This is a genomic window from Pseudomonas sp. NPDC090592 (assembly GCF_044769185.1).
In the GTDB taxonomy this organism is placed as follows: Bacteria; Pseudomonadota; Gammaproteobacteria; order Pseudomonadales; family Pseudomonadaceae; genus Aquipseudomonas.
In genome coordinates this window covers 123433-136366 of sequence record NZ_JBIVXJ010000013.1, presented here as the reverse complement: position 1 = coordinate 136366, position 12934 = coordinate 123433, and the positions used below count along the sequence as shown (strand labels likewise).

The 12934-nt window shown below is 63.2% G+C and carries 8 protein-coding genes and 3 tRNA genes; 5 read left to right on the top strand and 6 right to left on the bottom strand.

Going from position 1 to position 12934, the window contains the following annotated elements:
- Nucleotides 1-18 precede the first annotated feature (18 nt).
- From ACIQUI_RS14190 to ACIQUI_RS14180, 3 genes are read left to right on the top strand one after another with little or no spacing between them, the layout of a single operon-like run.
- A complete protein-coding gene (locus tag ACIQUI_RS14190) occupies nucleotides 19-813 on the top strand; it encodes a DUF6502 family protein (protein WP_403199474.1) in 795 nt (264 codons plus the stop codon).
- Nucleotides 810-2321, top strand: coding sequence for a DUF5666 domain-containing protein (locus tag ACIQUI_RS14185; protein ID WP_403199471.1), 1512 nt, complete (start codon nucleotides 810-812; stop codon nucleotides 2319-2321). The genes ACIQUI_RS14190 and ACIQUI_RS14185 overlap by 4 nt, the downstream gene beginning before the upstream one ends.
- Nucleotides 2322-2375: 54 nt before the next feature.
- Nucleotides 2376-3125 carry a hypothetical protein gene (locus tag ACIQUI_RS14180; RefSeq protein WP_403199469.1) on the top strand — a complete coding sequence of 250 codons (750 nt, stop codon included), beginning with the start codon at nucleotides 2376-2378 and terminating at the stop codon, nucleotides 3123-3125.
- A gap of 57 nt (nucleotides 3126-3182) precedes the next feature.
- Here the strand turns inward: ACIQUI_RS14180 and rimO are convergent, their stop codons facing one another.
- Nucleotides 3183-4514 carry a 30S ribosomal protein S12 methylthiotransferase RimO gene (gene rimO, locus ACIQUI_RS14175; protein WP_264360473.1) on the bottom strand — a complete coding sequence of 444 codons (1332 nt, stop codon included), beginning with the start codon at nucleotides 4512-4514 and terminating at the stop codon, nucleotides 3183-3185.
- Nucleotides 4515-4750: 236 nt separating this feature from the next.
- Between rimO and ACIQUI_RS14170 the strand changes: the two genes are divergently transcribed.
- On the top strand, nucleotides 4751-6661 hold the full coding sequence (locus tag ACIQUI_RS14170; protein WP_403199465.1) for a potassium transporter Kup: 1911 nt from the start codon (nucleotides 4751-4753) through the stop codon (nucleotides 6659-6661).
- Between the two features lie 195 nt (nucleotides 6662-6856).
- Here the strand turns inward: ACIQUI_RS14170 and ACIQUI_RS14165 are convergent, their stop codons facing one another.
- From ACIQUI_RS14165 to ACIQUI_RS14145, 5 genes are all read right to left on the bottom strand, one after another.
- Nucleotides 6857-8149: a virulence factor family protein gene (locus ACIQUI_RS14165; protein ID WP_403199464.1), complete on the bottom strand. Its 1293-nt coding sequence runs from the start codon at nucleotides 8147-8149 to the stop codon at nucleotides 6857-6859.
- Entirely contained in the window at nucleotides 8149-10791 is a 2643-nt protein-coding gene (gene mprF, locus ACIQUI_RS14160) for a bifunctional lysylphosphatidylglycerol flippase/synthetase MprF (RefSeq protein ID WP_403199461.1), read from the bottom strand. The genes ACIQUI_RS14165 and mprF overlap by 1 nt, the downstream gene beginning before the upstream one ends.
- Before the next feature lie 262 nt (nucleotides 10792-11053).
- Nucleotides 11054-11130 (bottom strand) — tRNA-Met (locus ACIQUI_RS14155).
- A gap of 134 nt (nucleotides 11131-11264) precedes the next feature.
- A tRNA-Met gene (locus tag ACIQUI_RS14150) sits at nucleotides 11265-11341 on the bottom strand.
- Nucleotides 11342-11475: 134 nt separating this feature from the next.
- Nucleotides 11476-11552: transfer RNA gene (locus ACIQUI_RS14145), tRNA-Met, on the bottom strand.
- A 221-nt stretch (nucleotides 11553-11773) separates the two neighbouring features.
- On the opposite strand from ACIQUI_RS14145, the gene dinB reads away from it, so the two are divergent.
- Nucleotides 11774-12832: a DNA polymerase IV gene (dinB, locus tag ACIQUI_RS14140; RefSeq protein ID WP_403199559.1), complete on the top strand. Its 1059-nt coding sequence runs from the start codon at nucleotides 11774-11776 to the stop codon at nucleotides 12830-12832.
- Nucleotides 12833-12934: the final 102 nt, after the last annotated feature.

Below are 12934 nucleotides of genomic sequence, written 5' to 3'. Positions count from 1 at the left end.
AGCGCACTGCGGCGTGTCATGCGCCCGCTGGTGCGCTTGATGTTGCGCAAAGGGGTGACCTACACCCTGTTCGCCGACCTGCTCAAGGAAGTCTTCGTCGAGGTGGCCGACCGCGAGTTCCGCCTGGACCACACCCCACCCAGCGACAGCCGCATCAGCCTGCTCACAGGCGTGCATCGCAAGGATGTCCGGCGACTGCGCAGCGAAGCGGGTATGGCACCCGAGGCCCTGCCGGCGAATATCACCCTGGGCGCACAGTTGGTCAATGCATGGACCTTTAGCCCACCGTTCTGCTCGGCACCTGGCCAGGCGCTGGCTTTGCCGCGTCTGGCGAGTGTGGGTGGCGACTGTTCATTCGATGCCCTGGTGGCCACGGTCAGCACCGATATCCGCGGCCGGGTGGTGCTGGATGAGTGGTTGCGCCTTGGCATCGTCCGGCTCGATGAACAGGATTGCGTGCACCTGGAGGCCCAGGCATTCGTGCCGCAGAAAGGCTTTGATGAAAAAGCCGCGTACTTCGGCCACAACCTGCATGATCATGCTTGCGCAGCGGTGCACAACCTCAGCGGCGAAGGCCTGCCGTTCTTTGAACGCAGCACGCACTACGATGCCCTGAGCCCGGCCAGCGTCGAGCAATTGCGTGACGTGGTTGCCAAGGACGGCATGCAGGCGCTGCTGGCCTTCAGCCGGCTCGCTGCAGATCTGGAAAGTGTTGATGAGCCCGGCATCGAGCAACGTCAACGCATCACTGTCGGGCTTTATTTCTACACTGAAGCTACCGATCCCGATTTGTCGAAGACGCCCGGCCCATGACTCCGCTTGCGCGCTGCCTCAGTGTCGTCACGTTCGCCCTGGTTTTCGGGTTGAACCTGGTGATGCCTGCCGAGGTAGCCGCAGCGCCGGTTTGTGTCAGCCGTGAGGAAGCGGGTATGGCCGGCGCCGCCGGCCTGCAGTTTCCGGGCGGTACGGGTGGTACCGGTGCGCGCAGTGACAACGGTGGCGTCGGCGGCACTGGCGCACCGCTCCCGCAACGCCCCGGCGGCACAGGCGGTACTGGCGCGGTGGCCGATGGTGTGGACGGTACCTACTTCGAGCACGGCAGCGGCGGGGTAGGCGGTACCGGTGCACCGATCCTGCGCCCGGGCGGTACCGGTGGTACCGGCATCGTCGGCACCATCACCGGGTTCGCCTCGATCTGCGTCAATGGCATGGAAGTGCACTATGGCAAGGACGTACCGGTGAGTGAAAACGGCGCCCCCGCCAACAGTGCTCACCTGGCAATCGGGCAGGTTGTGGCGGTGGAGGCCGTTGCCACCCAGCGTGGCCTGCAGGCAGGGCGTATCTCGATCCTCAACGTCTTCGAAGGGCCACTGACGGCACTCCCCAACGCCTCGGCCCCGCTGCGGGTCATGGGCCAACCCGTGCGGCTTGCTGCTGGCGCGCGGGTAGCTGAAGGCCTGCGCCCAGGCGAGCCGGTCAGGGTCAGCGGCCTGCGCGATGCCAGGGGCGAGGTGGTGGCGACCCGCATCGAGCGGGCACCGGGCCTGCGCGAGGCCAGTGCAATTGGTGCAATTGATCGTCCAGGTAGCCTGCAAGGGCTGCAACTGGGCACCCGTGTAGCCCCCGCACGGGAAGTGCTGGTGCGTGGCCGGTGGACCGGGCGCCAGCTGGAAGTGGCGCAAACCCGTCCAGACCCGAGCCTGCCGTTTGCTGGCCGTGTGCAGCAGACCGTGGTCGAAGGGCTGGTGCAGCGCGCGCAGGCTCGGCAACTGGTGGTGGCAGGCATCAATGTGACGCTGGGGCAGGGCACGGTGATCGTTGGCAAGCCGTTGCTGGATCAGCGTGTTCGGGTAAGTGGAGTGCTCAGTGGTACGCACGAGCTGCGGGCAACCCGCGTGGAATTCCAGCATGACCACGTCGATAACCCGGACAAAGGCCATTCGGGGCATGGCAGCGAGCACGACAGCAGCGGCTCCGGTGGTTCCGCCAGCAGTGGTGATGGCACTGGCGAATCGAACCGTGTTCGTAACGAAGGCAGTGAAGATCACAGTGGGCGCAGCGCTGTCGAAGACGCCAGTGGGCGTGGCGATTCTGCAAGCGTGGACAGGTCTGGCAAGTCAGAGCATGTCGAAGCTGTGGAGCAGCGCGAAAGCAGCAACAGCGGCAGGTCTGATCGGGTAGAAAGGGTTGAAGTCGAAAAGGTAGAAAAAGCCGAAAAGGTTGAGAAAGTAGAGAAGGTCGAGAAAGTAGAAAAAGTAGAGAAGCCGGAAAAGGTAGAGAGCGTCGAAAAAGTAGAGCATCCGGAGCGATCGGGGCGTTAGGCAACTAGGCTGGGTTAGTCCGACCACACTTCCCGACAGGATACAGAGGTGCCGATGAGACCCACCCTCCCGCTTCTGGCCTGTCTGCTGTCATGTACAGGCGCGTCAGCCGTGGCCGATACCTTCAGCGCCGCCATCGGCATGGACTATTCAAGCGGCGACTATGGCACGGGCACCACTTCGGAAATCTGGTACGTTCCCGTGGTCGGCAAGTACGAAACAGGACCGATGACCTACAAGGTCACCGTGCCCTGGTTACGCATCACCAATCCTGAAGTAGGCCCCAATGGCGACCCCTTGCCCGGTGGCTGCCGGAGTGTGGAGAGCGGCCTGGGTGACACGGTTGCCAGCGCCGGGTACGCGCTGCTCGATGGCAGTGACGGTGGCCTGATGCTCGACCTTATCGGCAAGGTCAAATTCCCCACCGCCGATGAAGACCAGTGCCTGGGTACCGGTGAGTATGACTACACCGCCCAGGTCGATATCACCAAAGGCTTTGGCCTGGTCACCGGTTTTGCGACACTGGGCTGGAAGAAGTTTGGCGACCCGCCCGACAGCGATTTTGACGACCCGGTATTTGTCAGCCTCGGTTTCGCAATACCCGTGGCTACGGGCACTTCGGCGGGCGCTTCCTACGACTGGCGGCAGAAAGTGGTCTCCACGGGGTCGCAGATCCAGGAACTTACCCTGTTCCTGACCCACAAGCTCAACCAGCAATGGAAGGTTCAACTCTACGCGGTCAAAGGCTTCTCGGATGCCAGCCCGGATGCCGAGGGCGGCCTGATGCTGTTTCACACGTTCTGACAAAAAAGCCCCTGCTGCGCAATGGCGAGGCAGGGGCTTTTCAGTGGTTAAGCCGCTTCAGATGGGCTCTGCCCACATGTCGTATTCGTCGGCATCCACGACACGGCAACGTACTTTGTCGCCTGGCTTGAAGCCATGGTCGCCATCGATGAACACGCTGCCGTCGATTTCCGGGGCATCGAAGAAGCTGCGGCCAACCGAGCCTTGCTCCTCGACTTCATCGATCAGCACTTCGATTTCCTTGCCGATGCGCAGTTGCAGGCGGGCGGTGCTGATGGCCTGCTGGTGGGCCATGAAGCGGTCCCAGCGCGCCTGCTTGATGTCGTCCGGTACTTCTTCCAGGCCCAGGTCGTTGGCCGGCGCGCCTTCTACCGGCGAGTACTGGAAGCAGCCCACGCGGTCGAGCTGGGCTTCGGTCAGCCAGTCCAGCAGGTACTGGAAGTCTTCCTCGGTCTCGCCCGGGAAGCCGACGATGAAGGTGGAGCGGATCACCAGCTCAGGGCACTGCTCGCGCCAGTTCTTGATACGCGCCAGGGTGCGGTCTTCGAAGGCCGGGCGCTTCATCGACTTGAGCACTTTCGGGCTGGCGTGCTGGAACGGGATGTCCAGGTACGGCAGGATCTTGCCAGCGGCCATCAGCGGGATCACGTCGTCGACGTTCGGGTAAGGGTACACGTAGTGCAGGCGTACCCAGGCGCCCAGGCTGCTCAGCGCCTCGCACAGCTCCAGCATGCGGGTCTTGACCGGGCGGCCGTTCCAGAAGTCGGTCTTGTACTTGACGTCGACGCCGTAGGCGCTGGTGTCCTGGGAAATCACCAGGATCTCCTTCACCCCGGCCTTGACCAGGCGCTCGGCTTCGCTCAGCACTTCACCCACCGGGCGGCTGACCAGCTTGCCGCGCATCGACGGGATGATGCAGAAACTGCAGCTGTGGTTGCAGCCTTCGGAAATTTTCAGGTACGCATAGTGACGCGGGGTCAGCTTGACGCCCTGTGGCGGCACCAGGTCGATCAGCGGGTTGTGGTCCTGGCGTGGCGGTACCACCTCGTGCACGGCGTTGACCACCTGCTCGTACTGCTGCGGGCCGGTGACCGACAGCACGCTCGGGTGCACGTCGCGGATGCTGCCTTCTTCGACACCCATGCAGCCGGTAACGATGACCTTGCCGTTTTCCTTGATGGCTTCGCCGATCACTTCCAGCGACTCGGCCTTGGCGCTGTCGATGAAGCCGCAGGTGTTGACCACCACCACGTCGGCGTCCTCGTAGGTGGGCACGACTTCATAGCCTTCCATGCGCAGCTGGGTAAGGATGCGCTCGGAATCGACCAGGGCTTTTGGGCAACCCAGGCTTACGAAACCTACCTTGGGGGTGGCGGGCGTGGTGGACATGACTAACCTCGGTATTGAATGCAGGTCGCCCGGCCGGAATCGCGGGCGATCTTGACGGGCGCTTTTTGGCGCCTCTGATCAAAAAGTGCGCAATTCTAGCGAGCGTAACGTCGCTTGACCAGCAGAAATACGACGAACGCTGCGCTATGCTTCGCGCCGTTGCGCGAGGGTGCCCCAACGGGCCTTGTGCGCGAGTGAATACTAAAGGCCGTGATGGCCGTCTGCGGGAGTGGTCGATGGTTCAGGCAAGCAGTCACGCCGAGGGCGGGCACGAGGGTAAGCAGGGCGCGGCGCGGTCGCTGGGCCTGCTCGTGGCGGCGGTCGGGGTGGTTTATGGCGATATCGGCACCAGCCCGTTGTACACCCTCAAGGAAGTCTTTTCCGGCGGCTACGGAGTGCCGGTCAACCACGATGGCGTGCTGGGGATCCTGTCACTGATCCTGTGGTCGCTGTTGTGGGTGGTGTCGTTCAAATATGTGATGTTCATCCTGCGTGCCGACAACCAGGGCGAGGGCGGCACCATGGCCCTGACCGCACTGGCGCGGCGGGCCACAGCGGCCTACCCGCGGTTGCGGACGCTGATGGTGATCTGCGGCCTGATCGGCGCTTCGTTGTTCTATGGCGACAGCATGATCACCCCGGCGGTGTCGGTGCTGTCGGCGGTGGAGGGCATGGGCCTGGCGTTTGACGGTATCGACCACTGGGTGGTGCCGATCTCGCTGGTGGTGCTGGTGGCGCTGTTCCTGGTGCAGAAGCACGGCACCGAGAAGATCGGCAAGCTGTTCGGCCCGATCATGGTTACCTGGTTCGTGGTGCTGGGTGCGCTGGGCGTGCATGGTATCTCGCAGAGCCCGGAAGTACTCAAGGCCTTCAACCCGGGCTGGGCGGTCAACTTCTTCGTGGTGCACCCCGGCATGGGCGTGGCCATTCTAGGCGCGGTGGTGCTGGCGCTGACCGGTGCCGAGGCGCTGTACGCCGACATGGGCCACTTTGGCCGCAAGCCGATTGCCCGCGCCTGGTTCATCCTGGTGTTGCCCGCGTTGGTGCTCAACTATTTTGGCCAGGGTGCGCTGCTGCTGCAAAACCCGGACGCGGCACGTAACCCGTTCTACCTGCTGGCGCCGGGCTGGGCGCTGCTGCCGTTGGTCGGGCTGGCGACCATGGCCACGGTGATTGCCTCGCAGGCGGTGATTTCGGGAGCGTTCTCCCTGACCCGCCAGGCTATCCAGCTGGGCTACATTCCGCGCATGCAGATCCAGCACACCTCCAGCGACGAGCAGGGGCAGATCTACATTGGCGCGGTGAACTGGACGCTGATGGTGGGCGTAGTGCTGCTGGTGATCGGTTTCGAGTCGTCCGGTGCACTGGCTGCGGCCTACGGTGTGGCGGTGACGGGCACCATGCTGATGACCACCATTCTGGTGTCGGCGGTGATGTTGCTGCTGTGGAAGTGGCCGCCTGTGCTGGCGGTACCGATCCTGGTGGGCTTCTTGTTCGTGGATGGGCTGTTCTTTGCTGCCAACGTGCCGAAAATCGTCCAGGGCGGCGCTTTCCCGGTGCTGGCCGGTGGTGTGCTGTTCCTGCTGATGAGTACCTGGAAGCGTGGCAAGCAGATTCTGGTCGAGCGTATCGACGAAGGCGCGCTGCCGCTGCAGCTGTTCATCAGCAGTATCCGCATCCAGCCGCCCCACCGGGTCGAAGGTACGGCGGTGTTCCTCACCGCGCGGGCCGACGCCGTACCCCATGCGCTGCTGCATAACATGCTGCATAACCAGGTGCTGCACAGCCAGGTGGTGTTGCTGACGGTGGTCAGCGAAGACCGGCCGCGAGTGCCGGAGCAGGAGCGTTTCGAAGTGGAGGCCTACGGTGACGGGTTCTTCCGCGTGTTGCTGCACTTTGGCTTCATGGACGAACCGGATGTGCCGGCTGCGTTGAAACTGTGCCATCTGGATGAGCTGGACTTCACCCCGATGCGCACTACCTACTTCCTCAGCCGCGAGACGGTGATTGCTTCACGGTTGGAGGGGATGTCGCGCTGGCGGGGCAACCTGTTCGCGTTCCTGCTGAAGAATGCCAACGGTAACCTGCGCTTTTTCAACCTGCCGCTGAACCGGGTGATCGAGCTGGGGACCCAGGTCGAGATCTGATTGGCACCCTAGATTTCAAGGCAAGACTCGCCCTATGTGGGAGCGGGCGTGCCCGCGAAGCAGGCAACTCGGTGTAGGGCACCGGCTTCGCCGGTGTTCGCGGGCACGCCCGCTCCCACATGATCCGCATGGCTTTCAAGGCTTGCGCTGTACCTGTGGGAGCGGGTTTACCCGCGAATGGGCCGTAGGGTCTTATCAGTTCTGTTCGGCTACGCTGGATTTGCCTTGGCGTGTCTCGATCTCACCAATCAAGCGCTTGGCCAGCGCCGGGTAGTTCTCGTCGAAGTGGTGCCCCCCAGGCAGCTTCAGCCGTTCACCCACCGCAGTCTTTTCGGTGCAACCGCTTTCATCGGTCTCTTCCACGCCATACACGCACACCACCTTGGACGCCGGCAGCCTGGCCATCTCTGGCCCGGTAGGCGCTTCCTGGCCTTCCTTGCCCAACCAGCCCTCGACCTCGATCTCGAAGCTGCCACTGCGGGCAAAGGCCAGCAACATCACGGCATCGATGCGCTGTTGGTCTTCTGCCGGCAAGCGGTTGTAGATGGCCGGCAGCACATCGGCACCGAACGAATAGCCCGTCAGCACGAAGCGCTTGGTACCCCACTTCTGCCGGTAGTGCTGCATCAGCTCGGACAGGTCGGCGGCGCTTTGCTCCGGGGTCTTGTGTTGCCAGTAGTAGCGCAGCGTGTCGATGCCGACCACCGGGTAGCCCAGTTTGGCCATTTCACCGGCCACATCACGGTCCAGGTCGCGCCAGCCGCCATCGCCGGATAGGAACAGGGTGACCGTATCAGTCGTCTGCCCGGCGGGTACTTCGACCACCGGGATGGCCAGGGCGTTGCCGTCGTGGCCAACCAGAGCCTGGGTCAGCTGCGCCTTCAGCACTTGTGGCAGGTGGATGTCGTAGTCGCTGATGCTGGTTTCGGCGTTGGCCTGGTCACGTACGAAGGCGGCGCTGGCGTCATCCGGGTTGTCGTTCCAGGCGACGTTCCAGTGGCCATGGGCAGCTGCCTTCGGCAGTGGGGCCTGGCAGCCGGGTTGCTCCAGGCTGAAGTCCACGGAAATCGCCCGCGCCTTGTCATCGTTCTGGCCAGCCAGCCAACGCCAGGCTTGGGCGGCACCAGGGCCGATACCGGCGACCAGCGTCGGCTTTTCCGGCAGCTCGGCCAGGGCCTGGTCCATCGCCTGCTGCTGCTTGCTGCAGTCGTTCGGCGGCAGGATCACCTGCACCAACTGGGCTTCGCCGGCCTGGCTCAGGTCGATCAGTTGCTTGTCAGTCAGTGCCTGGTCTTGTGGCACCCCAATGGCTACCCGGGCCTTGGGGTGTACGCCAGGGGTAACCCGGGTGATGCTGGTGTCATTGACGCTCAGTTGCTCCAGGCGCGCCTCGGGGGCCGGGCGCGTCCATAGCCAGAAGGCCAGCGCACCCCCCAGGGCGGCCAGCAGCAGGGGAACCAGCAGGTACAGCCAATAGCGTCGGGTCATCAACGTTTCACCAATCCAGTCAGGCCGCCTGCAATCAGGGCGGCGGTGTCGGCCAGTGCCACTAGCGGGTCGAGCCCGGCCGGCACGGCCATGTAGCGGGGTTCCCAATCCGGTTGGAATTTGTCCTTGAAGCGGCGAAGCCCCTGGAAGTTGTACAGCTGCTCGCCCCGGCGAAACACCATCGAGCCCAGGCGTTGCGTCAAGGGCGCGCCGCGCCGTGGCTGCAGGCCGGACAGCGGCACCATGCCCAGGCTGAAGCGGGCGTATTCATGGTTTTTGTAATGCAGGATCAGGCCGATCATCATGAACTCCATGGTCAGCTTCGGGGCCTCGGGGTGCGCGCGCATCAGGTCGAGGCTGGCCAGTTCGTTGCCATGGGTTTCCAGCAGGTTGGCGAAGGCCACCGGGCGGCCCTGGAAGCGAATCAGGGCAATGCGGAAGTGTTGCAGGTAGTCCGGGCTGAAGCGTCCCAGCGAGAAGCCTTTCTCGCGCACGTTCTTGCCGCCTAGCCAGGCATCGGAAATTTCCTTCAGCTCTGCCAGGGGAGCGTGGCCAGGTTCGTGAATTTCCAGGCTCAGGCCGTCGCGGCCGCCGCGGTTCCAGGTGTAGCGCAGGTCTTTCATCTCCTTGCCCTTGGCTTCCAGGTCGAAGCGGCGCAGGTCGACCCGGGCTTCTTCGCCCAGCTTCAGCGCTGTCAGGCCGATGTCCATATAGAAGGGCAGGTTCTCGGCGCGTACCTGGTAGAACACCGGGCGGGCGTGGTGCAGGTCACACAGGTCGCGGAACTGCCAGATCATTTCGGCGCGCTCCTGGGCCGGGCCGATCGGGTCGTACAGGGCCACCAGGCTACGCCCGCGTCGGGCGTACATGAGGAAGGCATTGTCACGCGGGTGGAACAGCAACGCCTTGTCGCCGGTCAGGGCCAGGCCGCCGTCGGGCTGGTCGGAGGCCAGCAGGATACGGTTGGCGCGCTGCAGCTCTTCATCATCGGGCAAGTGGATCACCGGCGGCGCGGTGCGCAGCAGCCAGGTCAGTGCCACGGCTGCCAACAGCAGGGCACTGCCCATGGCGGCACGCAGGCCCCGCGGGGCATCGGCATCAAGGGTAAATTGCCACCACAACTGATGGCTGTAGGGCACGTCCTGATAAGCGAACAGCAGCAGCCATACCGAGGCACCGACTGCGCAGGCACTGGCGACCAGGAACACCGGCGAGAATGGCAGTTCCAGCAGGCGGCTGGGGCGATAGAACGAGCGGCGGAACAGGGCCAGCAGGGTGGCGGTGAAGGTCAGCAGGCAAGCCTCTTCCCAGTCGAACCCTTTGAGCAGCGACAGCAGGGCTCCGACCAGCAACAGCACGGTGGTCAGTAGCCAGGCGGCGGACAGCCGCCGGCGCAGGCCTTGGGCCAGCAGCAGGCACAGCACGCCGATCAGGCTGGCGCCAAAGTGCGAGGCGTCGATCAGCCGGTGCGGTACGAGGAAGCCCATGTGCTCCAACCGCGTGTCGATCTCGGGTGTGGCGCCCGAGAACAGCAGCACCACGCCAGAAAGGAACACCAGTATCGACAGGATCGGTGCGGCCAGCCCGGAAGCGGCCTTGATGGCCTGCTGGGCGAACAGCAGGCGCCGGGCCTCGTTGGCCAGCAACAGCACGCAGGCCAGTAGCAATGGCATGACCACATAGATCAGCCGGTACAGCAGCAGGGCGGCCGCCAGTGGCGCAGCGCCGAGCTGGTCGGCAAAGGCCGCCAGCAGGATCGCTTCGAACACCCCGACACCGCCGGGAACGTGGCTGAGCACGCCTGCGGCCAAGGCCAGCAGGTATACCAGCACAAACGCGCCGAACGGTGGCGCCTCGGGCAGCAGCAGGTACAGCACGGTGGCGGCTGCCGCCACATCCAGCGCAGTGATCAGCAGTTGCAGGGCGGCCAGGCGCGCGCCTGGCAGGCGCAGTGTACGGCGGCCAAGTTGCACCAGCAGGTTATTGGCCAGCGGTTGTTCTGCCAGGCGCCGGCGGTACAAACCGAACAGCAGCAGGGCGCACGCCACCAGCACGGCAGTGGCGATACCCCCCAGCAAGCCAGGCGCCAAGCCCAGTGCGGTCGAGGCCGCAGGCAGGTCGCTCAGGGTCGCCAACGCGGCCAGTGGCGGCAGTGCGCAACCCAGTGACAAACTGGCGAAAACCGTCATCCGTGCAACATCACCTGCGGCAAGCCCTTGGCGCGCATACAGCCGGTAGCGCACAGAGCCGCCCGAGAGCATCGACAGGCCGATGGCATTGCCAATGGCAAAGGCGCTGAAACCGCCCAGTACCAGGCTGCGTGCTGGCAGTTTCACACCGGCATAGCGGCTGGCCGACCATTCGTAACCCAGCAGGATCACGAAGCCGACGACCGTCGCCACAAAGGCGCCCAACAAGGATTGGGCCGGCACGCTGAGCATGGCATCGTGCAAGGCATAGATGTCCAGCTCGCTCAGCAGGTGGCGGCAGGCAATCAAGGCCATGGTGAACAGCACCAGGGTCACCCCCAGGCCGATCGGCTGGCGGTAGCGGCTCAGGCGTTCAAGCAAGGGCAGGCGCTGCACGGCACCGGGCAGCGCCGAGGCGAGCGGCACCGGAGGTTCGGGATTGTGTGAGGTCATGAATTGCCCCGGGCATGCTGCGCGAGGTGGAGGGAAGGTGCGGCCAAGTGAAAGTCCCTTAGGAAAACGTATCCAATGTTACTCCGGCCTCAGGCGCTTTCAGCGACCCGGCAGGGTTAAAGATAGTTCATGCAGGGCACAACGTCTCAAGCCTGCGGGTTGGCTTGCGGGCGAGGGAAAATTGGGGCGACGAAAAGCAGGGAGGGTAGAAACAACAAACCCCGCGCTGCTGTTACACAGGCGGGGTTTGTTCTGACGAATATGGTTGCGGGAGCCGGATTTGAACCGACGACCTTCGGGTTATGAGCCCGACGAGCTACCAGGCTGCTCCATCCCGCGTCAGAGGTGCGCATTCTACAGCGTGCCGAGTGTATGTCAAGCGCCAGGCTTTGATTTATCAAGGCTTTTTCAGCAATGCTTTTCAGCGGGCAAAGAAAAAGGCCACTGTGTTAACAGTGGCCTTTTTTTGAATCTGGTTGCGGGAGCCGGATTTGAACCGACGACCTTCGGGTTATGAGCCCGACGAGCTACCAGGCTGCTCCATCCCGCGTCAGTGGGGCGGATTCTACAGCTTGTAATGTGTATGTCAAGCGCTAGGCTTTGATTTTTCGAGGTTTTTTCGAAACTGCTTTATCGCAGGCAAAGAAAAAGGCCACTGTGATAACAGTGGCCTTTTCTCGAATCTGGTTGCGGGAGCCGGATTTGAACCGACGACCTTCGGGTTATGAGCCCGACGAGCTACCAGGCTGCTCCATCCCGCGCCTGTGAGACCGAATTCTACGGATTTGCCGACCATTGTCAAGCACTTGTTTTGGAAAAACCTTTTTTGTTCAAACCCTTAGCGCCTGACAACAGGTCGCAGCTCAGGTGCGGCGGGGCTTTGCGGCCGATTATCGTATGGCAACACGGGTGAGCTGTTTCACAACAGGGTGCATGCGATACTATCTGTATGAATTTACAGTGCTGACGGTCATCCATGTCCTTGCGCAAGATCATCCACGTTGACTGCGATTGCTTCTATGCCGCAATCGAGATGCGTGACGACCCGCGCCTGGCTGGCCGACCCATGGCGGTTGGGGGCTCGCCAGACCAGCGTGGGGTGATCGCCACCTGCAACTATGAAGCTCGCGCCTATGGCGTTCGTTCTGCCATGTCTTCCCGGCATGCGCTTAAGCTGTGCCCCGACTTGTTGATCGTCAAGCCGCGCTTCGAGGCTTACCGGGAGGCCTCGCGAGAAATACATGCCATCTTCCGTGACTACACCGAACTGATCGAGCCTTTGTCGCTGGATGAAGCCTACCTGGATGTAAGCGATAGCCAGTGGTATTCAGGCAGTGCCACGCGCATCGCCGAGGATATCCGCCGACGGGTTTCCCGCACCTTGCATATCACCGTGTCGGCGGGCGTGGCGCCGAACAAGTTTCTGGCAAAGATCGCCAGTGACTGGCGCAAGCCCAACGGGCTGTTCGTGATTACCCCGGGCGAGGTAGAGGCATTCGTCGCCGCCTTGCCGGTGGCCAGGTTGCATGGGGTGGGCAAGGTAACGGCAGACAAGCTGGCGCGGCTGGGCATCGAAACCTGCCTGGAACTGCGCGATTGGTCGCGGCTGGCGCTGGTGCGCGAGTTCGGCAGCTTTGGCGAGCGGTTATGGGGGCTGTCGCGCGGGATAGATGAGCGTGCAGTACACAATGACAGCCGCCGCCAGTCAGTCAGCGTGGAAAACACCTACGACACCGACCTGCCTGATCTGGCCAGTTGCCTGGCGCGGTTGCCTGAGCTGCTGGAGAGCCTTAACGAACGCATCGCCCGCATGGACAGCAGTTACCGGCCCGACAAGCCCTTTGTAAAGGTGAAGTTCCACGACTTTAGCCAGACCACCATGGAGCAAGCCGGGGCCGGCAGGGATCTGGAGAGTTATAAACAGCTGCTGGGGCAGGCATTCGCCCGTGGTAGCAAGCCGGTGCGCTTGCTGGGGGTAGGGGTGAGGTTGCGCGATTTGCGCGGGGCGCATGAGCAGTTGGAGCTGTTCCCGCCTAAATGAACAGGGGCCGCTTTGCGGCCCAATCGCCGGCAAGCCAGCTCCCACAGGGGTTGCACTGCCCTTGAGCCTGACGCAATACCTGTGGGAGCTGGCTTGCCGGCG

Excerpts from the sequence above, each read along its gene's own strand:
- ACIQUI_RS14190 (WP_403199474.1), top strand. The coding sequence starts at position 19 with ATGCGCCCGCTGGTGCGCTTGATGTTGCGCAAAGGGGTGACCTACACC.
- ACIQUI_RS14185 (WP_403199471.1), top strand. The coding sequence starts at position 810 with ATGACTCCGCTTGCGCGCTGCCTCAGTGTCGTCACGTTCGCCCTGGTT.
- ACIQUI_RS14180 (WP_403199469.1), top strand. The coding sequence starts at position 2,376 with ATGAGACCCACCCTCCCGCTTCTGGCCTGTCTGCTGTCATGTACAGGC.
- rimO (WP_264360473.1), bottom strand. The coding sequence starts at position 4,514 with ATGTCCACCACGCCCGCCACCCCCAAGGTAGGTTTCGTAAGCCTGGGT.
- ACIQUI_RS14170 (WP_403199465.1), top strand. The coding sequence starts at position 4,751 with ATGGTTCAGGCAAGCAGTCACGCCGAGGGCGGGCACGAGGGTAAGCAG.
- ACIQUI_RS14165 (WP_403199464.1), bottom strand. The coding sequence starts at position 8,149 with ATGACCCGACGCTATTGGCTGTACCTGCTGGTTCCCCTGCTGCTGGCC.
- mprF (WP_403199461.1), bottom strand. The coding sequence starts at position 10,791 with ATGACCTCACACAATCCCGAACCTCCGGTGCCGCTCGCCTCGGCGCTG.